Here is a 20,902-nt window from a genome sequence, read left to right as displayed (position 1 = left end):
AACGCGATCAACTTGCCACGCCAAGTACGGTGCTGACGTGGCCACCGTGCTCCTGGTCGAAGACGATCACGTCGTACGCGGCGCGATGCTGCGGTCCCTCACCGACCGGGGGCACGCCGTGCACGCCGTGGGCACCGCCCTGGACGCGTTGCGCCGGGTCGCCGCCGAGACGCCCGACCTGGTCGTCCTCGACCTCGGCCTGCCCGACCTGGACGGCTCGGACGCGCTGCGGATGCTGCGCGGCATCACCGACGTGCCGATCATCATCGCCACCGCCCGCGACGACGAGCAGTCGGTGGTCCGGCTGCTGCGGGCCGGCGCCGACGACTACATGGTGAAGCCGTTCACCGGGGCGCACCTGGACGCCCGGATCACCACCGTGCTGCGCCGGGCCGGTCGGGCCAGCCGTACGGTCCAGCCGGCCGTGCACACCGTCGGCGGGCTGCGGGTGGACGTGGGCGAGCGCAGTGCGCTGCTGGACGGCGAGCCGCTGGCGCTCACCCGCAAGGAATTCGACCTGCTGGCGTATCTCGCCGCACGTCCCGGCCGGGTAGTGTCCCGGCGGGAACTCTTGGAGGAGGTATGGCGGCAGCCATCGGTCGGCGAGGACCAGACCATCGACGTTCACCTGTACTGGCTCCGCCGCAAAATGGGCGAGTCCGCGGCGAAGCCGCGCTACCTGCGCACCGTGCGGGGGGTCGGCTTCCGGCTGGTGGCGCCGGACTGAGGCCCACGCTGGCCTGGCTCACGGCCGGCATGTGCGCCCTCCTCGCGCTCGCCTTCCTCGTCCCGCTCGGGCTCAGCCTGCGTGCGCAGGCGCGGGAGGAGAAGCTCGCCGACGCGGCCCGGCGGGCCGCGCTGGTCACCGGGGCGCTCGCGGTCAGCACCGACCCGGCGGCCGTGCAGCGGGCGGTGGCCGCCGCCGGTGACGATCCGGCCACCCGGCCCGTCGTGCACGGGCTCGGCGGCGACGAGTCGGCCGGCCGCGCCGACGCGGCGGCCCTGGCCTGGCCACCGCCGAGCGTCGCTCGGTGGTCACCGACGTCGACGGCGGCGTGCTCCGGCTGGACCCGGTGGTGCTCGGCGACCGGGTCGCCGTGGTCGAGGTCTTCGTGCCCGACGCGGTGCTGGACTCCGGCGGGGGCGGACGCTGGCTGCTGCTGCTCACCGTGGCGGTCGCCCTGGTCGGCGCGACGGTGATCGTGGTCGACCGGGTCGCCGCCCGCGCGGTCGACTCGACCGCGGACCTGGTCCGGGCGGCCCTGGCCGTGGGCGACGGTGACTTCGCCGTCCGGGTCGAGCCGAGCGGCCCACGCGAGTTGGCCGAGGCCGGGCACGCCTTCAACCGGATGGCGGACCGCCTCGTCGCGCTGCGGACCGACGAGCGGGAGCTGGTCGCGGACCTCTCGCACCGGCTGCGTACCCCGCTGACCGTGCTGCGGCTGGACGCCGAGGCGCTGGAGTCCGACGACACCAGCATCGGCACGTTCAGCGAGGCGGAGCTGGACCGGCGGCGCGGGATCCGGCGGATCCGGCAGGCGATCGTCACCCTGGAGGGCGAGGTCGACCAGCTGATCAAGACCACCCGCAAGGCGGTGACCCACGAGACCGGCCCGGCGACGTGCGACGTCAGCGAGGTGGTCCGGGACCGGATGGTGTTCTGGGCGGCCCTCGCCGGCGACCAGAACCGCCCGCACCGGGTCAGCGGCGCCCAGCTGCGCATCCCCGCCCCGGTGCCGCGGGCCGAGCTGGCCGCCGCGCTCGACGCGGTGATCGGCAACGTGTTCCGCTACACCCCGCAGGGCACCGCCTTCGAGGTGGCGGTGAGCCGGCGGGACGGCTATGTGGCGATCCGCATCGACGACGCCGGCCCCGGCATCGCCAACCCGGACCGGGCGCTGCGCCGCGGCGCCAGCGACCAGGGTTCCACCGGGCTGGGGCTGGACATCGCCAGGCGGGTGGCGTTGCAGGCCAACGGCTCGGTGAGCATCGACCGGGCCCGGCTCGGCGGGGCCAGCGTGGTGATGCTGCTGGCCGACCCGGAGGCGACGCCCCGGCAGGTCAACCGGTTCGGTCTGGTCGGCCGGATGGCCCGGGACGCGCGCGAGTCGAAGCCCCGGCGCTGGCCCCGGCCGCGCTGAGGACGGCTGTGCGCCGGCGCAAGTCTTCCTTAGATCCGGATTAACGGGGCCGGTCCGGCCGGCCGGTGCTGACAGGATCAGGGACGAACCCACCAGTTCCGTCGGTCGGAACGCCCCGCAAGACCCTCGGCCGACGGAGCCGTGCGCGCGGTGGGGGTCGCGGTCCCCCCACACCTCGCCCCCACCGCGCGCCACTCCCCGTCGACCCGCACCCGGGCGTGAGGTGACCGTGATGACGCCGACCGTCAGCCGGCTGCTCCGCTGGGCCGCCGTGATCGGGCTGGGGATAACCCTCACCCTCGCCGCGTGGCAGGACCCGGTGCTGGCGTACGGGACGGACCGCCCGCCGCTCGACGGTTCGGTCGCCCGGCTGTCGGCGGCCACCGCGCTGGGCGCGGTCGTCGGGTTCGGACTGATGCGCCACCGCCGGCACCGGCCGCCACGGCTGTCGCGGCGGCCGGTGCCGGCCGGCCCGGTCAGCGGGTCGCGGCCGCCAGGTAGGCGTCGATCTCGGCGCTGATCCGCGTCTTCTCCGCCGGCTCCAGGAACGAGGCGGTCACCGCGTCACGGGCCAGGGCGGCCAGACCGTCCGGACCGAGGCCGAGCAGCCGGGCGGCGACGGCGTACTCGTCGTTGAGGGTGGTGCCGAACATCGGCGGGTCGTCGCTGTTGATGGTGACCAGCACGCCGGCCTCGACCAGCCGGGGCAGCGGGTGCTCCTCGATGGTGGCGACCGCCCGGGTGCGGACGTTGGAGGTGGGGCACACCTCCAGGGCGATCCGCCGCTCGGCCAGGTGGGCCAGCAGCTCCGGGTCCTGCGCGGCGGAGATGCCGTGCCCGATCCGTTCGGCACCGAGGTCGCGCAGCGCGTCCCAGACGGTCTGCGGGCCGGTGGTCTCCCCGGCGTGCGGGGCCGAGCGCAGCCCGGCCGCCCGGGCCTGGTCGAAGTACGGCGTGAACTGCGGCCGGGGCACCCCGATCTCCGGGCCGCCGAGGCCGAAGCTGATCAGCCCGTCGGGCCGCTCGTCCAGCGCGATCCGCAGGGTCTGCTCGGCGGCGGGCAGGCCGGCCTCACCGGGGATGTCGAAGCACCAGCGCAGCGCGATGCCGAAGTCGGCCTCGGCCCGCTTGCGGGCGTCCTCGATCGCCTCGCAGAACGCCGGGGCGGGGATGCCCCGGTGCACGTGCGAGTACGGGGTGACGGTGAGTTCCGCGTACCGGACCTGCTGGCGGGCCAGCTCCCGGGCCACCTCGTGGGTGAGGATCCAGACGTCCTCGGGGTCGCGGATCAGGTCGACCACGCTGAGGTAGACCTCGATGAAGTGGGCGAAGTCGCGGAATGCGAAGTAGTCGGCGAGCGCGTCCGGGTCGGCGGGGACGGGGCTGCGCCCCTCGTGCCGGGCGGCCAGCTCGGAGACGATCCGGGGCGACGCGGAGCCGACGTGGTGCACGTGCAGCTCCACCTTGGGCAGTCCGGCGATGAAGGTGGGCAGGTCGGTCACAGGTTCTCCTCTGCGCGGGTGCCGGTGCGGGCCACCACGAAGATCCGGCGGAACGGGAAGTACACCTGACCCTGCCGCACCGGGTACGCCTGCGCGAGGCGTACCCCCAGCTCGGTGCGGAAGTCGGCCCAGCCGGCGGCGTCCAGCGCGGCGCGCACCGGGCGCAGCGCCGTCCCCTCCATCCAGCTCAGCACCGGGTGATCCGCGTCGGCGGCGGCCGGGAGCAGGTGCACGTAGGTAGTCTCCCAGGCGTCGACGGCGCAGCCGGCACCGACCAGCAGCGCCGCGTAGTCGGCCGGGTCGTCGACCGGTTCCGCCCGCAGCAGCGGGGCGACGGTGCCGCGCCAGCGTGGCCGGCCGGCGACCTCGCGCAGGGCCCGGTGCGACGCGGCGGCGAAGTTCCCCGGCACCTGAAACGCGAGCCAGGCCCCGGCCGGCAGCTCGGCGGCCCAGCGGGTGAGCAGCTCACGGTGCTCGGGGACCCACTGGAGGACCGCGTTGGCCACCACCACGTCGACGTCCGGCCCGGGTCGCCAGGCGCGGACGTCGCCCACGGCGAAGTCCACTCCGGCGGCCAGCGCCGCGGCCTCGCCGATCATCTCCGGCGAGGAGTCGAGGCCGGCGATCCGGCTCGCCGGCCAGCGGTCGGCCAGGGTGGCGGTGAGGGTGCCGGGCCCGCAGCCGAGGTCGACCACGGCGCGGGGCGCGTCGGCGGGGATCCGGGCGACCAGGTCGTGGAAGGGGCGGGACCGTTCGTCGGCGTAGCGCAGATAGGTGCCGGGATCCCACATGACAGCCTCCCAAACCGTACGTCCGTCTTGTTGCGACCCTACGGCCCGCCGCGCGGACCGGCAAGCACCTCACTAGGCTCGGTGGGATGGAACAGCGCAGCTTCGACCGGCTCGGCCGGCACGTCGGCATCGTCGGCCTCGGCGCCTGGCAACTCGGCGCCGACTGGGGCCAGGTCAGCGAGGACGCGGCGATGGCCGTCCTCGCCGCCGCCGTGGACGCCGGGGTCACCTTCCTCGACACCGCCGACGTCTACGGCGACGGCCGCAGCGAACAGCTGATCGGCCGGTTCCTGCGGGAACACCCCGGGCACGGGCTGACCGTGGCCACCAAGATGGGCCGCCGGGTCGAGCAGCGGCCCGAGGAATACCACCTGGACAACTTCCGGGCCTGGACCGACCGGTCCCGGGCCAACCTCGGTGTCGACACCCTCGACCTGGTCCAGCTGCACTGCCCGCCCAGCGCGGTCTTCACCGACGACCGGGCCTTCGACGCCCTGGACACGCTGGTCGCCGAGAAGCGGATCGCCGGGTACGGCGTCAGCGTGGAGACCTGCGACCAGGCGCTCACCGCCATCGCCCGCCCCGGCGTGGCCAGCGTGCAGATCATCCTCAACGCGGTCCGGCACAAGCCCCTGGAACGGGTGCTGCCCGCCGCCACCGCGGCCGGGGTGGGCATCATCGCCCGGGTGCCGCTCGCCAGCGGCCTGCTCTCCGGCCGGTACGACGAACACACCACCTTCCCCGCCGACGACCACCGGAACTTCAACCGGCACGGCGAGTCCTTCGACGTCGGGGAGACCTTCTCCGGCGTGGACTACGACCTCGGGCTGACCGCCGTGCGCCGGCTCGCCCCGCTGGTCGGCACCGACCGGACGATGGCCCAGTTCGCGCTCCGCTGGATCCTCGACCAGCCCGGCGTCACCGTGGTCATCCCCGGCGCCCGCGACGCCGAGCAGGCCCGGCGCAACGCCGCCGCGGCCGACCTGCCGCCGCTGGGCGAGGCGGAACTGGCCGCCGTCCGGGCCACCTACGACGAGCTGATCCGCCCGCAGGTGCACGACCGGTGGTGACGCCGCTCGCCACCGGCGCGGCGTCCCGGCCGGCGCGCGCCGGCCGGCATGCTGGAGACAGTCGTCGAAAGGGAAACGGATGAGGGGCTGGCTCCCGCTCACGCTCGGCCTGCTGGCCGTGGTGACCGGTGCGGTGTGGACGGTGCAGGGGCTCGGCTATGCCGGCGGCAGCGTGATGACCGACCAGCGGGTCTGGGCCGTGCTCGGCGCGCTGCTGGTCCTCATCGGACTCGGCGCGCTCTGGTACGGCATGCGGGCCCGCCGACCCCGTCCCTGACGCACGACGCGAGACGCGGAAAGCCCCGCCACCCGGTACGGGTTGCGGGGCTTCGCTTCGATCCGGGTGACCGGATCGCACCGGCCGACGCGCGGCCGGCACTGCTCAGATGGGGCGGACCTGCTCGGCCTGCGGACCCTTCTGACCCTGGGCGATCTCGAACTCCACCCGCTGGTTCTCCTCCAGCGTGCGGTAGCCGCTGGTCTGGATGGCCGAGAAGTGGACGAACACGTCAGCACCCCCGCCGTCGACGGTGATGAAGCCGAAGCCCTTGTCTGCGTTGAACCACTTCACGGTTCCCTGCGCCATGTGTATCTCCTTCTAAAACTGGCGGCCGAGCACGCCGTGCGGCCGATTGGCCGTTTTCGAGCAGCGGTGCCTGAGGCGGCCCCCGGTCAAGGAGACTTCTCTCAACCCACGCCGTCTCGCAACAGCGTGGAACAGCAAACCACGTAGCGAAAACTCTGCACAGAGTACCGGACGAATTTCTCCGACATGTGACCTGACGGATGCGTGAGATCCACTGCGCGGGCCGGCGGAAGCATGCGAAAGGCCCCTTCCCCACGAGGTGGGAAAGGGGCCCGCGCGACCTGGGATCAGTCGGGCCAGCGGCCGGTCATCCGGCGTACGCCGACGGCCCCGCCCCGGTCCACGGCGGCCCGGACGACCGCGAAGATCGCGCCCTGCAACGCCGCGGCGGCCAGGATCTCGCCCCAGCCGCGGTCCTCGTCGGTGGCGCTGGGCGCCTCGCCGTCGCCGGCCGTGACCTTCCAGACCTGCCGGAAGATCGCCCCGGCGACCGTACCGGCGGCCAGCCCGAGCAGCACCCCGACCGGCTTGTAGGCGGCCCTGCCGATTGCCTTGCTCACCTGCGCCTCCCCCGGACGATCAGCAGCACCACCACGGTCGCCAGCGCGCCGGCCGCGACCGTCGCCCACGGCACCGGGTTGCGCCGGACCGCCACCTGAGTCTCGTACGCCTGATCCCGGGCGACCCGGGCCTTCTCGGCGGCCTGCCCGCGGAGCTCGACCGCCTTCTGCGCGGCCTGCCCACGCATCCGGGCCACGGTCTGGGCGGCCTGCTCGCGCATCCGCTCCTTCGCCTGCTCGGCGGAGTCCTTCAGCCGGGCCTTGACGTCGGCCTTGGCCGCCAGCAGCTCCACCGTCTCACCCAACTCCACCCGGGTACGCCGGATCTCCTCGCGGAGCGCCTCCCGGTCGCCGGTCCCGTTGCCCGTCATGCCCGCCTCCCGTCCTTCACCGCGGCGGTGACGGTGTCCACGTCCGCCCGGACGCTGCGGACCGCCGCCTCCGGCACCGGTGGGACCGCACGGCTGACCTGCTTCTTGCCGACCAGGGCCAGGATTCCGGCGAGCACGAAGAGCACCACCGCCACGATCAGGGCGGCCAACCAGGCCGGCATGATCAGCGCCAGCAGCAGGATCACCGTGGCGACCAGGGCGCCGGCCCCGTAGAGCGCCATCACCCCGCCGCCGCCGAAGAGACCGATTCCGATCCCGGCGTGCTTGCCCTTCTCGGTCAGCTCCGCCCGGGCCAGCGCCAGCTCGTCCCGCACCAGGCGGGAGACCTGCTCGGTGGCCCGCTGCACCAACTCGGCGGTGGACGGCTCGCTCCCGGTCCGGGACGTGCTGCGACTCGCGACGTCAGCCATGCTGTCCTCCTTTCATCATCACCGCGCTGTATGCCCGGAGTCGCCACCCGTCAATCCTGCGCGGAGCGGCCGGTCCACCCGGTCGCGCCGCCCGCCGTCCGGCGCGGGCCGGAGCCAGGGCGTGCGCAGCAGGTCCCCCGGAAGCGGCGGACCAAACCCCGGCGGGGCAGATCTCACCGCCAGGGGCGACCGGACCCGCACCGACCGGCGTCCGGCAGGTGCAACGGGTACGGTGCCGGCGAGGTCACGCGCGACGCACGGAACCCCCGGCGGGACGGCCGGGGGTTCCGTGGTGGGCTGCTTGTCAGCGGCGGGAGTCGGCGGCTTCCTCCCGGCCGACGAACGCCTCGCTGCGGGCCTCGCCGTCGTCGCTGCCGCCGAAGACCCGGGCGTCGTCCGGCACGTCGGTGTCGGGCAGCCGCCGGACCGGCCGGCGGGGCTGCACCGCCTGCCAGGGCAGGGCGCCGGTCGCGTCGCCGACCTCGGCCCGCACCCGGGGCATGGCGGTGGGCCGGTGGTCGCGTACCCAGGCCACCAGGTGCTCGCGGACCAGGCAGCGCAGGTCCCAGAGGCTGCCGGCGTCGGCGGCGCTGACCAGCGCCCGCACCTGGATCATGCCGCCGGTGGCGTCGACCACCTGCAGGACGCAGACCCGGCCGTCCCACAGGTCGCTGGACTCGACCAGCCGGCGCAGCTCCTCCCGCATCGCCTGCACCGGCAGCGCCCAGTCGACGTCGAACACGGCGGTGCCCAGCACCGCCGCCTCGGTCCGGGTCCAGTTCTCGAACGGCTTGCTGGTGAAGTACGAAGTGGGCAGGATCAGCCGGCGGTCGTCCCAGATCTGCACCACCACGTAGCTGAGCGTCAGCTCCTCGATCCGGCCCCACTCCCCCTCGACCACGACCACGTCGTCGAGGCGTACCGCGTCGCTGAAGGCGAGCTGGAGGCCGGCGAAGACGTTGCCGAGGAGGCTCTGCGCGGCGAGGGCGGCCACCACACCGACCACACCGGCACTGGTCAGCACCCCGGCCCCGATACCGCGTACGGCGGGGAAGGTCATCAGCGTCACGCCGACGGCGAGCACCACGATCACCGCGATGGTCAGCCGGCGCAGCAGCACCACCTGGGTGCGTACCCGGCGGGCATGGCGGTTGTTCGGCACGTCCACCCGGAACTTCGCCAGCGCGGTGTCCTCGATCACCACCAGCAGCGAGGCGACCAGCCAGGCGGCGGCGGCGATCAGGGCGATCACCAGGACGTGCAGGACGGCCTGCCGCCACGGGCTGCCCACCGCGTAGAGGGTGGTGAAGCGGACGGCGAGCTGCACGGCGAGCACGGTGCCGGCCACCTGGAAGGGCCGGTGCGAGTGCTCGGTGAGCTCGGTCATCAGCAGGGAACGCCGCCCCAGCCGGCGGGTCACCCGGTGCACCACCTCGACCAGCAACAGCGCGATCGCCGCCGCGGCGAGCGCGGCGACGATCGTCACGAGGTAGCTCCGCACAGGTCCTTCTCCCTCCGGCCGGGCGATCGGGCAGGTGCCCATGGTGCCCGGCGGACCGGATATCGACCAGGTCAGACCCGACGGTACCGGGACTGGAGGAAGCAGTAGACGCCGAAGGCGGCGATACCGAGCGCCATCAGCGCCAGGATCACCGGACCCCACGGCTGGTCGCGCATGGTGCGCAGGGCGGCGTCCAGGCCACGGGCCTTCTCCGGGTCGTACTTCACCGCGGCCACGATGATCAGGACGCCGGCGACGGCGAAGACGGTGCCCCGGGCCGCGTAGCCGGCCATGCCCAGGCGGCGGGCCAGGGTACGGGTCTTCGGGCTCATCTCACCGATCTTGAGGTTCCGCTCGAACTTCTTCTTCAGCCCGTAGATCACCATGCCGATGCCGACGATGGCGAGCACCAGCCCGGCGATCCCCACCAGCCAGCGGCCACCGGTGGAGGCCATCAGCTTCTCCGACAGCGCCTCCTGCTTGTCGGCGGCGTTGGAGCTGGCCTCCTGGAAGACCTTGATCGCGGTCCAGCCGAGCCAGACGAAGACGACGGTACGGACCACCGAGGCGATCCGCTCGAACAGCCGGTCCTTGTCGCGCAGCCCGCGGTGCCCGATCGCCGCCTCGAACGCCTGCCAGATGGCCATGGCGAAGAGCCCGATCGCGATCGTGACCAGCAGGAACTTGCCCATCGGCTGGGTGCCGAGGGTGCGCAGCGCACCGTTCTGGTTGCCCTCCTCGCCGGACTTGCCGAAGGCGATCTGCAGCACGAGCCAGGCGAACAGAAGGTGCACGATCCCGTAGCCGATGAAACCGGCCCGGGTCAACAGTTCCAGCCACCTGCTGTTCGCGGCCTGCGCGGCGGTGGCTTCGGCGTTCCGGGTGAGTGACATGGCGGCAGAATCTCCGGATGGAAAGATTTCCAAACGTCGGGCGCCGCCGGCCCGCCCCGGTCAGCCGTTGGGGTTGCGCGCCACCCGGATCTGCACCTGCTGGTCGGTGACGCTGTCCAGGCTGACCTGGAGGCCACCCACCTGCGCTGCCTGCTGGCCCATGGTGAGCGAGAGCTGCTCGCCGGCGACCTCGACGGTCACCTGGTCGTTCTGGGCGCCGATCAGCTTCGCCTCGACCCCGAGGATGCTGGCGCTGGCGTTCACGCCCCGGTCGAAGGTGACCGTGCAGGCGTCCAGGCCGCAGTTCGTGGAGGCGCCCTCCGAGCTGCATCCGGCCAGCAGCGCCACGCCGAGGGTGAGGCCGGCCACCAGGGCGGCGGCGCGGCGGACGGGGGTCGGCGAGGGGGAGCGTCGGTTCGTCACCCCGCCAAGGGTACGAGGCGTCAGCCACCGCGCCGCCCGGCCGCAGTGTAAGGAGGGGCCCCCTTACCCACACCAGGCGTTAACGGGGGCCCCCTCCTTACACTGCGGGGATGCCGTTCGAGATCGCCCGCACCCGGGCCGCGTACCCCGCCCTGACCGAGGGCTTCGTCCATTTCGACGGTGCCGGTGGCACCCAGACGGCGCAGCCGGTGATCGAGGCGGTCAGCGCGGCGATGCGTACCGCGATCGGCAACCGCAGCAGCGCCTTCGTCCCCGGCCGGCGGTCGCTGGAGCTGGTGGCGGCGGCCCGGTCGGCGGTGGCCGACCTGCTCGGCGCACGGCCGGAGGGGGTGGTGCTCGGGCCGAGCGCGACCGCGCTGACGTACACCCTGGCCCGGACGCTCGGCGCGGGCTGGCGGCCGGGCGACGAGGTGGTGGTCTCCCGGCTCGACCACGACGCCAACGTGCGGCCGTGGGTGCAGGCCGCCCAGGCGGCCGGCGCGACCGTCCGCTGGGCAGAGTTCGATCCGGCCACCGGTGAGCTGCCCGCCAGCCAGTACGCCGACCTGGTCGGCGCGCGGACCCGGCTGGTCGCGGTGACCGCCGGCAGCAACGCCATCGGCACCGCGCCGGACGTGGCGGCGATCGCGAAGACCGCGCACGCGGCCGGTGCGCTGGTCTGCGTCGACGGGGTGCACTCGGTGCCGCACGGCCCGACCGACCTCGCCTCGATCGGCGCGGACTTCCTGGTCACCAGCGCCTACAAGTGGTCGGGGCCGCACCTGGCCGCGATGGTCGCCGACCCGGCCCACTGGGAGGCGCTGCGCCCGGCGAAGCTGCTCCCCTCCGCCGACGCGGTCCCGGACCGGTTCGAGTACGGCACGCCGAGCTTCCCGTTGCTGGCCGGGGTGACCGCCGCCGTGGACCACCTGGCCGGTCTGGACCCGGACGCGACCGGGAGCCGGGCCGACCGGATCCGGGCCGGCCTGACCGCCGCCCAGGCCCACGAGGAGCAGGTCTTCGACCGGCTGCTCGCCGGCCTGACCGCGCACCCCGACGTCACCGTCTACGGCTCCCCGGCGCGACGCTGCCCCACGGTCTCCTTCCGGCTGGCCGGCCTCTCCCCGGCGCAGACGGCGGCGGCGCTGGGCGCGGCCGGCTTCTGCCTCTCCGCCGGCGACTACTACGCCTACGAGTACTTCCAGGCGATGGGCCTGCGGGACAGCGGCGGCGCGGTCCGGGCCAGCGTCTACCACTACAACACGGTCGACGAGGTGGACCGGTTGCTGGCCGAACTGGACCGGGTGGCCGCCGGTGGAGGGAGAATGGTCCGGTGAGTTTCCTGGTCGAGGAGAACCCCGCCAAGCACCGCTTCGAGATCCTGGTCGACGACGCGCTGGCCGGCTTCACCGCCTATGTGCCGCGCGGGGAGGTGCTGGTCTTCACGCACACCGAGGTCGACGACCGGTTCCAGGGCAAGGGGGTCGGCGCGGCCCTGATCCGCGCCACCCTGGACCAGATCCGCGAGCGGGGCGGCCGGGTGGTGCCGAAGTGCCCCTTCATGGCGGCCTTCATCGAGCGCCACCCCGAGTACGCCGACCTGGTCGTCCACGAGTCCTGACCGGTGCCGCGCCGGCTCCGGCCGCCGGTCAGCGGGCGCCGGTGAGCAGCTCGGCGGCGGCCCGGGTGGCGGCCCGGGTCGCCCCGTGGGTGGCCACGTGCACCGCGCCGGTGACCAGCGCCGGCACCCCCAGCTCCACCACGACCGCGTCGGGTCGGGCGGCCAGGGCGCGGTGCACCGCGGCCCGCATCCAGTCGTGCCGGTGCAGGTCCCGGACCACCAGCACGAGGGTTGGCCGGCGGCGTCGGCCACCGGGTCGGCCGGCGGAGCGCCGGCGGCGTACCGGGTGGTGGTGGTGCCGGGCAGCAGGGCGGTCAGCGGCGCGGCGAGCCCCACGGGGTCTCCTCGCCGATCGCGATGTTGCGGGGCGGGGCGAACTCCACCACGTGCGCCGGCCCGGTCAGCGGCAGGACGCCGGTGCCGGCCGGGGCGGTGACGACCCGTACCGCGCGGCGGGCGGCGGCCAGGCCGATCGTGGAGCCGTCGGCTCCCACCGGGGGCAGGGCGCCCGGCCGGCCCGGGCGGCGACCGTCCAGGCGGCGAGCTGACCGACCCGCTTGGCCGCCTCGGCCAGCCGCTCCTCCGGCAGCTCGCCGGCCACGACCGCCGCGACGATGGCGTCGCGCAGCAGCCGGGCGTCCTGCTCACCGGCCCGTTCGCCGCCGACGCAGATCGCGTCCGCGCCGGCGGCGAGGGCACGGACCGCGGCGCCGGCGAAGCCGTACCGGTCGGCGACCGCCCGCATCTCCACCGCGTCGGTGACCACCACCCCACCGAAGCCCAGTTCCTCGCGGAGCAGTCCGCCGAGGATGCGCGGGCTGAGGGTGGCCGGCAGTTCCGGGTCCAGCGCCGGGACGAGCAGGTGGCCGGTCATCACCGCCTGCACGCCGGCGGCCACGGCGGCCCGGAACGGGGCCAGCTCGACGGCGTCGAGGCGGGCCCGGTCGGCGCCGATGCGGGGCAGGTCGTGGTGCGAGTCGACGTGGGTGTCGCCGTGGCCGGGGAAGTGCTTGGCGCAGGCGGCCACGCCGCCGGACTGGAGTCCACGTACCCAGGCGGCGGTGTGCCGGGCGACCAGGGTGGGCTCGGCCCCGAAGGAGCGGACGCCGATCACCGGGTTGTCGGGATCGCTGTTGACGTCGGCGTCCGGGGCGTAGTTGAGGGTGACGCCCGCCGCGGCCAGTTCCGCGCCGAGGTCGCGGGCCACCTCCTCGGTCAGCGTCGGGTCGTCGACCGCGCCGAGGGCCAGGTTGCCCGGGCGGGAGCTGCCCCGGGCGGACTCGATCCGGGTGACGTCGCCGGCCTCCTCGTCGATCGCGACGATGACGTCGGGGCGCTCGGCGCGCAGCGTCGCGGTCAGCGCGGCGACCTGCGCCGGGTCCACGACGTTGCGGGCGAAGAGCACCACCGCGCCGAGCCCTTCGCCGAGCCACCGGCAGACCCAGGCCGGCGGGACGGTGCCGACGAATCCCGGCTGGAGCACGGCCGCCGCGAGTCGCGCCAGCTCGTCCGATGCAGTGTTCCGCTCGCTCATGTCGCCGTCGTACCCCCGTCTTTCCCACGGTCCGCCGCCCCGGCGGGTGCTGCCATGGTCACACCGCGTCCCTAAATAGTCAATAAACCTTACTGTTACGGGCTCGCGTCGGACGGCGGCCCGTGGGAGAGTTCCCAGATGGATCCCGCGCTGCTCGCCGACGCCACGAGCGCGGCCGACATCCCCGGCGTACGCCTGCTCGGCCTGGTCGTCGGCGGACTCTTCCTGTTGATCGCCATCCGGGCCATGTTCCGCCGCTGAGACCACCCGCGGCGGGTTGGCCGGCGGCCCGGCGGGTACCGCTGCGACGAGAAGGCACGGACGCGGCGAGGGGGAACCATGAGGATCGGCTACTTTCTGTCCAGCGAGGAGTACACCCCGGCGGAGCTGCTGGCCCAGGCGCGCGGCGCCGAGGAGGCCGGCTTCGAGGCACTGTGGATCTCCGACCACTACCACCCGTGGGTCGACGCGCAGGGTCAGAGCCCGTTCGTCTGGTCCACCATCGGCGCGCTCAGCCAGGTCTGCCGGCTGCCGGTGACCACCGCGGTCACCTGTCCCACCGTCCGGATCCACCCGGCGGTGCTGGCGCAGGCGGCGGCGACGAGCGCGGTGCTGCACGAGGGACGCTTCGTGCTCGGCGTGGGCAGCGGCGAGGCGCTCAACGAGCACATCCTCGGCGACGCCTGGCCGCAGACCGACGTCCGGCTGGCGATGCTGGAGGAGGCCGTCGAGGTGATGCGCGAGCTGTGGCAGGGCGACTTCGTCAACCACCACGGCACCCACTACACGGTCGAGCACGCCCGGATCTACACCCTGCCCGACACGCCCCCGCCGGTCTACGTCTCCGGCTTCGGCCCCAAGGCCATCGACCTGGCCGCCCGGATCGGGGACGGCTACGTCAGCACCATGCCGGACGCCGACATGGTCCGCCGGTTCCGGGAGAACGGCGGCGGCGACAAGCCGTGCCAGGCCGGCTTCAAGGCGGCGTACGCCGACAGCGAGAACGAGGGCGTACGGATCGCGTACGAGAAGTGGCCGAACGCCGGGGTGCCCGGCGAGCTCTCCCAGGTGCTCCCCTCCCCCCGGCACTTCGAGCAGGCCGCGCAGCTGGTGCAGCCGGAGATGATGAAGGAGGCGTTCGTCTGCGGCAACAGCGTCGACGCCCACCTGGAGATGATCGACAAGTACGCGAAGGCCGGCTTCGACGAGGTCTACGTGGCCAACACCGGCCCGAACTGGCAGGGGCTGTTCGACCTCTACCGGCGCGAGGTGCTGCCGCGCCTGCGCTGAGGAAGCGCAGGGTCGGGTGGTCCCCGGGCACCAACGGTTTCGGCGTTGATCGGCCCGGGTACCACCGGCCCTCGATGAAACTGTCCACGCACTCGACGACGTTGCGCCGCGCGGCGCGGAGCCTCTTCGGCTGGACCGCGCTGCGGCCCAACCAACTGGCCGCGATGCGCGCGGTGATGAAGCGCCGCGACGCCCTGGTGGTCCTGCCCACCGGCGCCGGCAAGTCGGCGATCTATCAGATCCCGGCCAGCCTGATCCCCGGACCGACGGTGGTCATCTCCCCCCTGCTGGCCCTCCAGCAGGACCAGATCGCGGCGCTCAACGAGCGGCAACGCCCCGAGCTGCGGGCGGTGCGGATCAGCTCCGACGAGAGCGCCGCCCAGCAGGCGGAGGCGATCGAGGAGATCCGCCGGGGGCGGGCGGAGTTCCTCTTCATCACCCCCGAGGCGCTCAGCAACCCGGACCGGATGGCCGAGGTCAAGTCGCTGAAGCCGGCCCTGGTCGCGATCGACGAGGCGCACTGCATCTCCGCCTGGGGGCACGACTTCCGCCCCGACTACCTGGCGCTCGGCCACCTCATCGACGGCCTCGGCCGGCCCCCCGTGGTGGCGCTCACCGCCACCGCCTCCCCGCCGGTACGCGACGACATCGTCGCCCGGCTGCGGCTGCGCGAGCCGGAGATCGTGGTCTCCGGCCTGGACCGGCCCAACCTCTTCCTCGAGGTGGCGCACTGCCCCACCGAGGACTACCGCTGGCGGCGGCTGACCGCGCTGCTGCGCGACGACAAGCGGCCCGGCATCATCTACGTGCCGACCCGGCGGGCCGCCGAGGAGCTGGCCGCCCGGCTCACCGACGCCGGCTGGCCGACGAAGTTCTATCACGGTGGGATGCCCACCAACGCCCGCCACGAACTGCACGAGGCGTTCCTCGCCGACCAGGTGCCGATCATGGTGGCGACGTCGGCGTTCGGCATGGGCATCGACAAGCCCAACATCGCCTGGGTGGTGCACACCGCGCTGCCCGACTCGCCGGACAGCTACTTCCAGGAGATCGGTCGCGCCGGACGGGACGGGGAACCGGCCCGGGTGCTGCTGCTCTGGCGCGCCGAGGACGTCGGCCTGCAGCGCTACTTCAGCGGCGGCCTGCCCGACGAGACCGAACTGCGCGAGCTGGCCGCGCTGCTGCGCAAGCAGGCCCGTACCCGCAAGGAGCTGCGCGAGCTGAGCGGCCTCGGCCCGCGCAAGCTCGGCCAGTACCTGTCCCTGCTGGAGCAGGTGGGTGCCGCCGAGCCCCGGGCGAAGCAGAAGATGGGCGCCCCCCGGTACGCCCCGAAGCCCGCCGAGGCGGGTCGCGCCGCCCTGGCCGAGGCGGAACGCCAGCAGACCGTGACCCGGTCCCGGACCGACATGATGCGGGCGTTCGCCGAGACCACCGGGTGCCGGGGGCAGGCGCTGCTGGCGTACTTCGGTGAGCAGATGAGCGAGGTCTGCGGGCACTGCGACAACTGCCACGCCGGCACCAGCGTCGCCGACGACGGGGCGAGCGGCCCCTTCCCGGTGCACAGCCAGGTCCGGCACCCGGAATGGGGCACCGGGCTGGTGCTCAGCTACGAGGAGGACCGGATGACGGTGCTCTTCGACGAGGTGGGGTACAAGACCCTGTCGGTCCGCGTGGTGTCCGAACAGGGCCTGCTGACGCTGGACTAGCCTGACCCGGGCACCGCCAAAGGTGCCCGGCGACAACGACGACCAGGGCGAGAGGGGCTTGATCGTGATCGAGCAGCCGGCGTACACCGGGTTCGGTTTCTCCGACGAGGAGTGGGGGCTGCTGGTCGGCCTCCCGCAGTCGGTGCTGACCGCGGCGAGCGCGGCGGAGGCCGACGGCACCAGGCGGACGATGGCCGAGAACGCCGCCGGGTTGGAGACCATCGCCGCCGGCCGGCAGTCGGCCAGCCCGCTGGTGGCCGCGGTCGCCGGTGAGATCGTCTCCCGGGTGGGCGACCCGGAGGCCGGCGAGGAACTGCCGGTGATCGCGCCGGCCGACCCGCAGGCGATGATCGACGACGTGCTGGCCCGGGCCGGCCAGGCGGCGGCCCTGCTCGCCGCGAAGGTGGACGAGGGCGAGTCGGGGGCGTACCGGCACTGGCTGGTGGAGATCGCCGAGCAGGTGGTCACCGCCGCGTCCAGCGGCGGCATCCTCGGCCTGGGCGGCGACGTGGTCAGCGACTCGGAGCGGCGCTTCCGGGACCGGCTCTCGCACGTGCTCAACGACTGACGGCCCGCCCGGCCCACAGTGGACGGGCCACCGCCGTCGATGACGGATACTCGACGCCCCACGGATGTCGCCCGGCGACACCGTGGGGCGTCCTCGATCCTGGAGGACGACGGACGAGGAGGGTCGCTGATGGACGGAACGCTGCACCGGCAGGTCCTCGACACCGGGCTGGTTCCGCCGGCCGACCGGTTCGGGATGTGGCTCGACATGATCACCAGCTCGCCGGCGCCGCTGCGGGTCCGCACCGACCACGCCGAGGACTTCGTCGCGCGGGCGGAGTTCATCGAGCTGGGCCCGATCCGGCTGGTCAACTACCGCTACCCGTCGGTGGAGTGCGTCCGCACCCGCAAGCTGGTGCAACGCTCCGACCCGGACTACTACCTGCTGGCCCTGACCACCTCCGGCCGGGGCGTGACCGCCCAGGACGGGCAGCGCAGCGCGCTGGGCGCGTACGAGTTCACCTTCTACGACTGCTCCCGCCCGCACGAGGTGAACCACTACGGCGACGACCACGGCCGGGAGGCGGCCAGCTCCGTCGTCGCCTTCATCCCGTACGACGCGCTGCCGCTGCCGCCGGGGCGGCTCGCCCCGCTCTTCGCCGGCCGGATGTCCGGCACCGACGGGATCGGCGCCCTGGTCGCGCAGTACCTGACGCAGATCACCGACCACCCCGACCAGTACCACGCCGCGGACGCCGGCCGGCTGGCCGGCGTCGGGCTCGACCTGATCTCCACGATGCTCGGTCGGCACCTGGTGTCCGAGGACGCCGTGCCGACCGAGGTACGCCGCCGGGCGCTGCTCAGCCAGGTCCGCTCCTTCATCCGGCAGCACCTGGGCGAGGTGACGCTGACCCCGCGGCAGGTCGCCGAGGCGCACCACGTCTCGGTCCGCTCGCTGCACCGGGTCTTCGAGGCCGAGGAGACCACGGTCGCGGCGTACATCCGGGACCTGCGGCTGGAGCACTGCCGGCGCGACCTCGCCGACCCGGCCCTGCGGGACCGGCCCATCCAGCTGATCGCCGCGCGGTGGGGGTTCCGCGACAAGGCGCACTTCAGCCGGGCGTTCCGCGCGGCCCACGGGCTGACCCCGCAGGAGTACCGGGCCCGGGAGCTGGAACAGGCACGGATCGTCAACACGGCGGCGTCCCTGGTCAACTCGGAGCCGACATACTGAATCCGGGCCGCCACCGGGAGACCGGGCCGGCCCACTGGTAACGGGGGGCCGTGGCGAGGCGCCCGCGACAGATCCGTCGCGGGCGGCCGCCCGGTTGTCAGGCCTCCTCGAGCAGCGTCAGGACCGCCTTCTCCGCCGCCTCGCGGGGCATCTCCGGCTCGACCGGGGCCAGCGACCCGTCGTGGTAGAGGTCCACCACCCGGGGATCCACGTAGGACGTGCGGGCCACCGTCGGGGTGTTCCCGAGCAGTTCGGAGACGCTGCGCATCACCGCCGCGACCGCCTTCCTGCGGGCGGTGACGGACCGTTGCGGGCCGAGGACGGCCAGCTCGGTCGCCGCCAGCACGGTGGCGTGCCAGGTACGGAAGTCCTTGGCCGTCATCTCCCCGCCGCTGGCGTCGCGCAGGTAGTCGTTCACCTCGTCGCTGCGTACGTCCCGCCAGCTCCGGCCGTCCCAGTAGCCGAAGAGGCGTTCGGCCGCCCGACGCCGGCGGCGCAGGTTCGTCAGCACCCGGCACAGCTCCGGGTCCTCGATCCGGCGGACCTGGTCGATGCCGCCCTTGGCGGGGAACTCGAAGACCACGCAGCCCCGGCGGGAGCGGGCGTGCTCGGGCCGCAGGGTGGCGACGCCGAACGTGGGGTCGTCGCCGGTGGCGTACTGGTCGCTGCCGACCCGGAACATGCCCATGTCGAGCAGCCGGGTCACCGTCGCCAGCACCCGGTCCCGGTTGAGCCCCCGCCCGGTCAGGTCGTGCTCGACCCGCTCCCGCAGCGACGGCAGCCGGCGGGCCACCTCCAGCACGTGGTCGAACTTCGCCTCGTCGCGTTTCTCGCGCCAGGCCGGGTGGTAGAGGTACTGCTTGCGGCCGGCCGCGTCCATCCCGATGGCCTGGATGTGCCCGTTCGGGTACGGCGAGATCCAGACGTCCTGCCAGGCGGGCGGGATCACCAGGTCCCGTAGCCGGGCCAGGGCGTCGGGGTCGCGGACCGGCTCGCCGGCCGGGTCGAGGAAGAGCCAGCCCCGGCCGCGCCGGCGCCGGCCGTAGCCCGGCCTGCCCGGATCACTGCGCCGCAACCGCACCGGAATCCCGCACCGCCCGTTCCACCTCGTCCACGGTGACCAGCACCTGGTCCACCGGGACGACCGCCACCGTCGAACGGCTTCCTACCCCTTCGGCACCGGCCCAATCGCTGTCGGTCCCGGACCACTCGGCGGCGTCCAGTACCCGGTGCCACGGCCGGTCCGCCGGTGGTCCCCAGCGGGCCGGGGAGACCGGTCCGAAGAGCACCACCGAGGCGGTGCCGTACCCGGTGGCCAGGTGGGCCACGCCGGTGTCGCCGCTGACCACCACCCGGGCGTCGGCCACCAGGGCGGCCAGGTCGGCCAGGTCGGTGCGGCCGGCGCGTACCGACTCGGGCGGCAGCCCGGCCGCGCGGGCGATCCGGACGGCCAGGTCCTGTTCGTCGGCGGAGCCGGTCAGCACCACCCGGTGCCCCCGGTCGGTCAGCGCGCGGGCGAGCGCGGCGAACCGGTCGGCCGGCCAGCGCTTGGCGGGCACCTTGCCGCCCGCGTGCAGGACGGCGGCGCCGGCCGGCACCCCGGCCCGGGGCGGGCGGCGCAGGGCCAGGTCGGCCGGGTCGGCCGGCAGGTCGTACCAGTGCAGCAGGCGGCACCAGCGGCGGACCTCGTGCTCGTCGTCGTCCCAGCGCGGCCTGTCGGTGAACTCCGGCGGCGGGTTGGCGAAGCCAGCAGCCGGCCGGGGTGGGCGGCGGCCAGCATCCGGTGCGACCGCGGGCCCCGCCCGTGCAGGTTGACCGCCACCTCCGGTGCCGGGCTCCGGCCAGGCCGGGCGGTCGGCCAGCCCGGCGGTGGGCAGCACCGGTCGATGCCGCCGACCAGCGCGGCCAGCGGTGCCAGGCCAGTCCGGCGCGGCCAGCGCCAACTCCCGGCCGGGAAAGCCGGCGCGCAGCCCGCGCAGCGCGGGGACGGCGGCGGCGAGGTCGCCGACCCCGAGCGCCCGCAGGGCCAGGATCACGGGTACGACGACTCCTGCTCGGCGCAGACCACCAGCTCGCGTACCGCGCAGCCGGGCGGCTGGGAGAGCGCGAACATGATCGCGGCGGCGGTGTCGGCGGCCTCGTTGAGCGCGGCGTCCGGCCCCGGCCGGTACTGCGCGTCCCGCTCGTCGAAGAACGCGGTCCGCATGCCGCCGGGGACGAGCAGGGTGACCCCGACCGAACCGGCCAGCTCGGCGGCGAGCGCTCGGGTGAAGCCGACCACCCCGAACTTCGCCGCGCAGTACGCGGTCGCGTCGCTGACCGCCTTCACCCCCAGCGTGGAGGCGACGGTGACGATGCTGCCCCGCGACGCCGCCAGGTAGGGCAGCGCCGCCCGGATCACCGCCGCGGTGGCGAGCAGGTCAACCGTGACGATCCGTTCCCAGGTCTCCCCCGGCACGTCGGCGAGTCGGCCGGGCACGTCCATCCCGGCGGCGGTCACCACCGCGTCCAGGCCGCCGGACCGCTCGGCCAGGTCCCGGGTGGCGGCCTCGGCGGCCCGGGTGTCGGCCAGGTCGCACTGGATCCACGGCACCCCGTCCGCGGGCGCTGCCGGTCCAGCACCAGCGGTCGGCCGCCGGCCCGGGCCACCGCCGTGACCACGGCCGCGCCGAGCCCGCTGGACCCGCCGGTGACCAGGACGGTCGGTCCGCTGCCGGGCAGTTCGCTGCTCATGCCGCCGC

General features: G+C 74.1%; 23 protein-coding genes and 3 pseudogenes. 13 read left to right on the top strand and 13 right to left on the bottom strand.

All coding sequences use genetic code 11. The annotated features are described in order from the left end of the window. Nucleotides 1-37 precede the first annotated feature (37 nt). The 4 genes from MRQ36_RS23515 (at nt 38) to MRQ36_RS23500 (ending at nt 2,661) form a co-directional block, all read left to right on the top strand. Nucleotides 38-727: a response regulator transcription factor gene (locus tag MRQ36_RS23515; RefSeq protein WP_109800074.1), complete on the top strand. Its 690-nt coding sequence runs from the start codon at nt 38-40 to the stop codon at nt 725-727. 29 nt (nt 728-756) lie between these two features. Continuing rightward, entirely contained in the window at nt 757-1,200 is a 444-nt protein-coding gene (locus MRQ36_RS23510) for a hypothetical protein (RefSeq protein ID WP_242798771.1), read from the top strand. Beyond that, on the top strand, nt 1,125-2,141 hold the full coding sequence (locus MRQ36_RS23505) for a HAMP domain-containing sensor histidine kinase (RefSeq protein WP_242801318.1): 1,017 nt from the start codon (nt 1,125-1,127) through the stop codon (nt 2,139-2,141). The genes MRQ36_RS23510 and MRQ36_RS23505 overlap by 76 nt, the downstream gene beginning before the upstream one ends. Nucleotides 2,142-2,373: 232 nt before the next feature. Further along, nucleotides 2,374-2,661 (top strand): hypothetical protein, encoded by a 288-nt coding sequence (locus tag MRQ36_RS23500; protein WP_242798769.1) that lies wholly within the window; start codon nt 2,374-2,376, stop codon nt 2,659-2,661. On the opposite strand, the gene MRQ36_RS23495 is transcribed toward MRQ36_RS23500, so the two are convergent. Next, nucleotides 2,618-3,643: an adenosine deaminase gene (locus MRQ36_RS23495; protein WP_242798767.1), complete on the bottom strand. Its 1,026-nt coding sequence runs from the start codon at nt 3,641-3,643 to the stop codon at nt 2,618-2,620. The two genes, MRQ36_RS23500 and MRQ36_RS23495, sit on opposite strands and share 44 nt — an antisense overlap. Further along, on the bottom strand, nt 3,640-4,434 hold the full coding sequence (locus MRQ36_RS23490) for a trans-aconitate 2-methyltransferase (protein WP_242798765.1): 795 nt from the start codon (nt 4,432-4,434) through the stop codon (nt 3,640-3,642). The genes MRQ36_RS23495 and MRQ36_RS23490 overlap by 4 nt, the downstream gene beginning before the upstream one ends. An 86-nt stretch (nt 4,435-4,520) precedes the next feature. Between MRQ36_RS23490 and MRQ36_RS23485 the strand changes: the two genes are divergently transcribed. Then, on the top strand, nt 4,521-5,504 hold the full coding sequence (locus MRQ36_RS23485) for an aldo/keto reductase (protein WP_242798763.1): 984 nt from the start codon (nt 4,521-4,523) through the stop codon (nt 5,502-5,504). A gap of 79 nt (nt 5,505-5,583) precedes the next feature. Next, complete coding sequence (locus tag MRQ36_RS23480) at nt 5,584-5,781, top strand: hypothetical protein (RefSeq protein WP_242798761.1); 198 nt, start codon at nt 5,584-5,586, stop codon at nt 5,779-5,781. Nucleotides 5,782-5,886: 105 nt separating this feature from the next. Here MRQ36_RS23480 and MRQ36_RS23475 read toward each other — a convergent pair whose 3' ends face one another. The 7 genes from MRQ36_RS23475 to MRQ36_RS23445 form a co-directional block, all read right to left on the bottom strand. Continuing rightward, nucleotides 5,887-6,090, bottom strand: coding sequence for a cold-shock protein (locus MRQ36_RS23475; protein ID WP_007075740.1), 204 nt, complete (start codon nt 6,088-6,090; stop codon nt 5,887-5,889). Nucleotides 6,091-6,377: 287 nt separating this feature from the next. Next, the gene (locus MRQ36_RS23470; RefSeq protein WP_242798759.1) at nt 6,378-6,650 is read right to left on the bottom strand and encodes a DUF4235 domain-containing protein; all 273 of its coding nucleotides are present in this window, start codon (nt 6,648-6,650) and stop codon (nt 6,378-6,380) included. Next, nucleotides 6,647-7,021 carry a DUF3618 domain-containing protein gene (locus tag MRQ36_RS23465; RefSeq protein ID WP_242798757.1) on the bottom strand — a complete coding sequence of 125 codons (375 nt, stop codon included), beginning with the start codon at nt 7,019-7,021 and terminating at the stop codon, nt 6,647-6,649. Before MRQ36_RS23465 ends, MRQ36_RS23470 begins: the two co-directional genes overlap by 4 nt. Next, on the bottom strand, nt 7,018-7,452 hold the full coding sequence (locus tag MRQ36_RS23460) for a phage holin family protein (protein ID WP_242798755.1): 435 nt from the start codon (nt 7,450-7,452) through the stop codon (nt 7,018-7,020). The genes MRQ36_RS23465 and MRQ36_RS23460 overlap by 4 nt, the downstream gene beginning before the upstream one ends. Before the next feature lie 304 nt (nt 7,453-7,756). Continuing rightward, nucleotides 7,757-8,953 carry a mechanosensitive ion channel family protein gene (locus MRQ36_RS23455; RefSeq protein WP_242798753.1) on the bottom strand — a complete coding sequence of 399 codons (1,197 nt, stop codon included), beginning with the start codon at nt 8,951-8,953 and terminating at the stop codon, nt 7,757-7,759. A gap of 71 nt (nt 8,954-9,024) precedes the next feature. Then, nucleotides 9,025-9,846: a DUF1206 domain-containing protein gene (locus MRQ36_RS23450; protein WP_242798751.1), complete on the bottom strand. Its 822-nt coding sequence runs from the start codon at nt 9,844-9,846 to the stop codon at nt 9,025-9,027. 60 nt (nt 9,847-9,906) lie between these two features. Next, nucleotides 9,907-10,269: a hypothetical protein gene (locus MRQ36_RS23445; protein WP_242798749.1), complete on the bottom strand. Its 363-nt coding sequence runs from the start codon at nt 10,267-10,269 to the stop codon at nt 9,907-9,909. Nucleotides 10,270-10,379: 110 nt separating this feature from the next. Between MRQ36_RS23445 and MRQ36_RS23440 the strand changes: the two genes are divergently transcribed. Together MRQ36_RS23440 and MRQ36_RS23435 are read left to right on the top strand one after the other, a co-directional pair. Beyond that, on the top strand, nt 10,380-11,606 hold the full coding sequence (locus MRQ36_RS23440; protein WP_242798747.1) for a cysteine desulfurase-like protein: 1,227 nt from the start codon (nt 10,380-10,382) through the stop codon (nt 11,604-11,606). Continuing rightward, nucleotides 11,603-11,890, top strand: a complete 288-nt coding sequence (locus tag MRQ36_RS23435; RefSeq protein ID WP_242798745.1) for a GNAT family N-acetyltransferase — start codon at nt 11,603-11,605, stop codon at nt 11,888-11,890. The genes MRQ36_RS23440 and MRQ36_RS23435 overlap by 4 nt, the downstream gene beginning before the upstream one ends. Nucleotides 11,891-11,918: 28 nt before the next feature. On the opposite strand, the pseudogene MRQ36_RS23430 reads toward MRQ36_RS23435, so the two are convergent. After that, nucleotides 11,919-13,424, bottom strand: a pseudogene (locus MRQ36_RS23430) (glycoside hydrolase family 3 protein). Nucleotides 13,425-13,562: 138 nt separating this feature from the next. Between MRQ36_RS23430 and MRQ36_RS33450 the strand changes: the two are divergent. The 5 genes from MRQ36_RS33450 to MRQ36_RS23410 all read left to right on the top strand — a co-directional run bounded on the left by MRQ36_RS33450 (nt 13,563) and on the right by MRQ36_RS23410 (nt 18,161). After that, nucleotides 13,563-13,685 carry a hypothetical protein gene (locus MRQ36_RS33450; protein ID WP_278187586.1) on the top strand — a complete coding sequence of 41 codons (123 nt, stop codon included), beginning with the start codon at nt 13,563-13,565 and terminating at the stop codon, nt 13,683-13,685. Nucleotides 13,686-13,763: 78 nt separating this feature from the next. Then, nucleotides 13,764-14,714 (top strand): TIGR03557 family F420-dependent LLM class oxidoreductase, encoded by a 951-nt coding sequence (locus tag MRQ36_RS23425; RefSeq protein ID WP_242798743.1) that lies wholly within the window; start codon nt 13,764-13,766, stop codon nt 14,712-14,714. Between the two features lie 74 nt (nt 14,715-14,788). Continuing rightward, the gene (locus MRQ36_RS23420) at nt 14,789-16,420 is read left to right on the top strand and encodes a RecQ family ATP-dependent DNA helicase (protein ID WP_242798741.1); all 1,632 of its coding nucleotides are present in this window, start codon (nt 14,789-14,791) and stop codon (nt 16,418-16,420) included. Between the two features lie 64 nt (nt 16,421-16,484). Continuing rightward, on the top strand, nt 16,485-16,988 hold the full coding sequence (locus tag MRQ36_RS23415; RefSeq protein WP_242798740.1) for a hypothetical protein: 504 nt from the start codon (nt 16,485-16,487) through the stop codon (nt 16,986-16,988). A gap of 129 nt (nt 16,989-17,117) precedes the next feature. Then, nucleotides 17,118-18,161, top strand: a complete 1,044-nt coding sequence (locus MRQ36_RS23410) for a helix-turn-helix domain-containing protein (RefSeq protein WP_242798739.1) — start codon at nt 17,118-17,120, stop codon at nt 18,159-18,161. 97 nt (nt 18,162-18,258) lie between these two features. Here the strand turns inward: MRQ36_RS23410 and MRQ36_RS23405 are convergent, their stop codons facing one another. The 3 genes and pseudogenes from MRQ36_RS23405 to MRQ36_RS23395 form a co-directional block, all read right to left on the bottom strand. Then, nucleotides 18,259-19,242, bottom strand: a complete 984-nt coding sequence (locus tag MRQ36_RS23405; protein WP_242798738.1) for a DNA topoisomerase IB — start codon at nt 19,240-19,242, stop codon at nt 18,259-18,261. Next, nucleotides 19,223-20,197, bottom strand: a pseudogene (locus tag MRQ36_RS23400) (glycosyltransferase family 9 protein). The gene MRQ36_RS23405 and the pseudogene MRQ36_RS23400 overlap by 20 nt, the downstream one beginning before the upstream one ends. Further along, nucleotides 20,194-20,894 (bottom strand): annotated as a pseudogene (locus MRQ36_RS23395) (SDR family oxidoreductase). The pseudogenes MRQ36_RS23400 and MRQ36_RS23395 overlap by 4 nt, the downstream one beginning before the upstream one ends. Nucleotides 20,895-20,902: the final 8 nt, after the last annotated feature.

The sequence above is a fragment of the Micromonospora sp. R77 genome (assembly GCF_022747945.1).
GTDB lineage: Bacteria > Actinomycetota > Actinomycetes > Mycobacteriales > Micromonosporaceae > Micromonospora.
The sequence above is the reverse complement of the archived record's forward strand: the minus strand, read 5'-3'. Positions and strand labels throughout refer to the sequence as shown.

Coding starts and splice junctions, on each gene's coding strand:
- MRQ36_RS23465 (WP_242798757.1), bottom strand. CDS start 7,021: ATGACGGGCAACGGGACCGGCGACCGGGAGGCGCTCCGCGAGGAGATC.
- MRQ36_RS23500 (WP_242798769.1), top strand. CDS start 2,374: ATGACGCCGACCGTCAGCCGGCTGCTCCGCTGGGCCGCCGTGATCGGG.
- MRQ36_RS23475 (WP_007075740.1), bottom strand. CDS start 6,090: ATGGCGCAGGGAACCGTGAAGTGGTTCAACGCAGACAAGGGCTTCGGC.
- MRQ36_RS23420 (WP_242798741.1), top strand. CDS start 14,789: ATGAAACTGTCCACGCACTCGACGACGTTGCGCCGCGCGGCGCGGAGC.
- MRQ36_RS23490 (WP_242798765.1), bottom strand. CDS start 4,434: ATGTGGGATCCCGGCACCTATCTGCGCTACGCCGACGAACGGTCCCGC.
- MRQ36_RS23480 (WP_242798761.1), top strand. CDS start 5,584: ATGAGGGGCTGGCTCCCGCTCACGCTCGGCCTGCTGGCCGTGGTGACC.
- MRQ36_RS23485 (WP_242798763.1), top strand. CDS start 4,521: ATGGAACAGCGCAGCTTCGACCGGCTCGGCCGGCACGTCGGCATCGTC.
- MRQ36_RS23410 (WP_242798739.1), top strand. CDS start 17,118: ATGGACGGAACGCTGCACCGGCAGGTCCTCGACACCGGGCTGGTTCCG.
- MRQ36_RS33450 (WP_278187586.1), top strand. CDS start 13,563: ATGGATCCCGCGCTGCTCGCCGACGCCACGAGCGCGGCCGACATCCCC.
- MRQ36_RS23440 (WP_242798747.1), top strand. CDS start 10,380: ATGCCGTTCGAGATCGCCCGCACCCGGGCCGCGTACCCCGCCCTGACC.
- MRQ36_RS23425 (WP_242798743.1), top strand. CDS start 13,764: ATGAGGATCGGCTACTTTCTGTCCAGCGAGGAGTACACCCCGGCGGAG.
- MRQ36_RS23460 (WP_242798755.1), bottom strand. CDS start 7,452: ATGGCTGACGTCGCGAGTCGCAGCACGTCCCGGACCGGGAGCGAGCCG.
- MRQ36_RS23450 (WP_242798751.1), bottom strand. CDS start 9,846: ATGTCACTCACCCGGAACGCCGAAGCCACCGCCGCGCAGGCCGCGAAC.
- MRQ36_RS23510 (WP_242798771.1), top strand. CDS start 757: ATGTGCGCCCTCCTCGCGCTCGCCTTCCTCGTCCCGCTCGGGCTCAGC.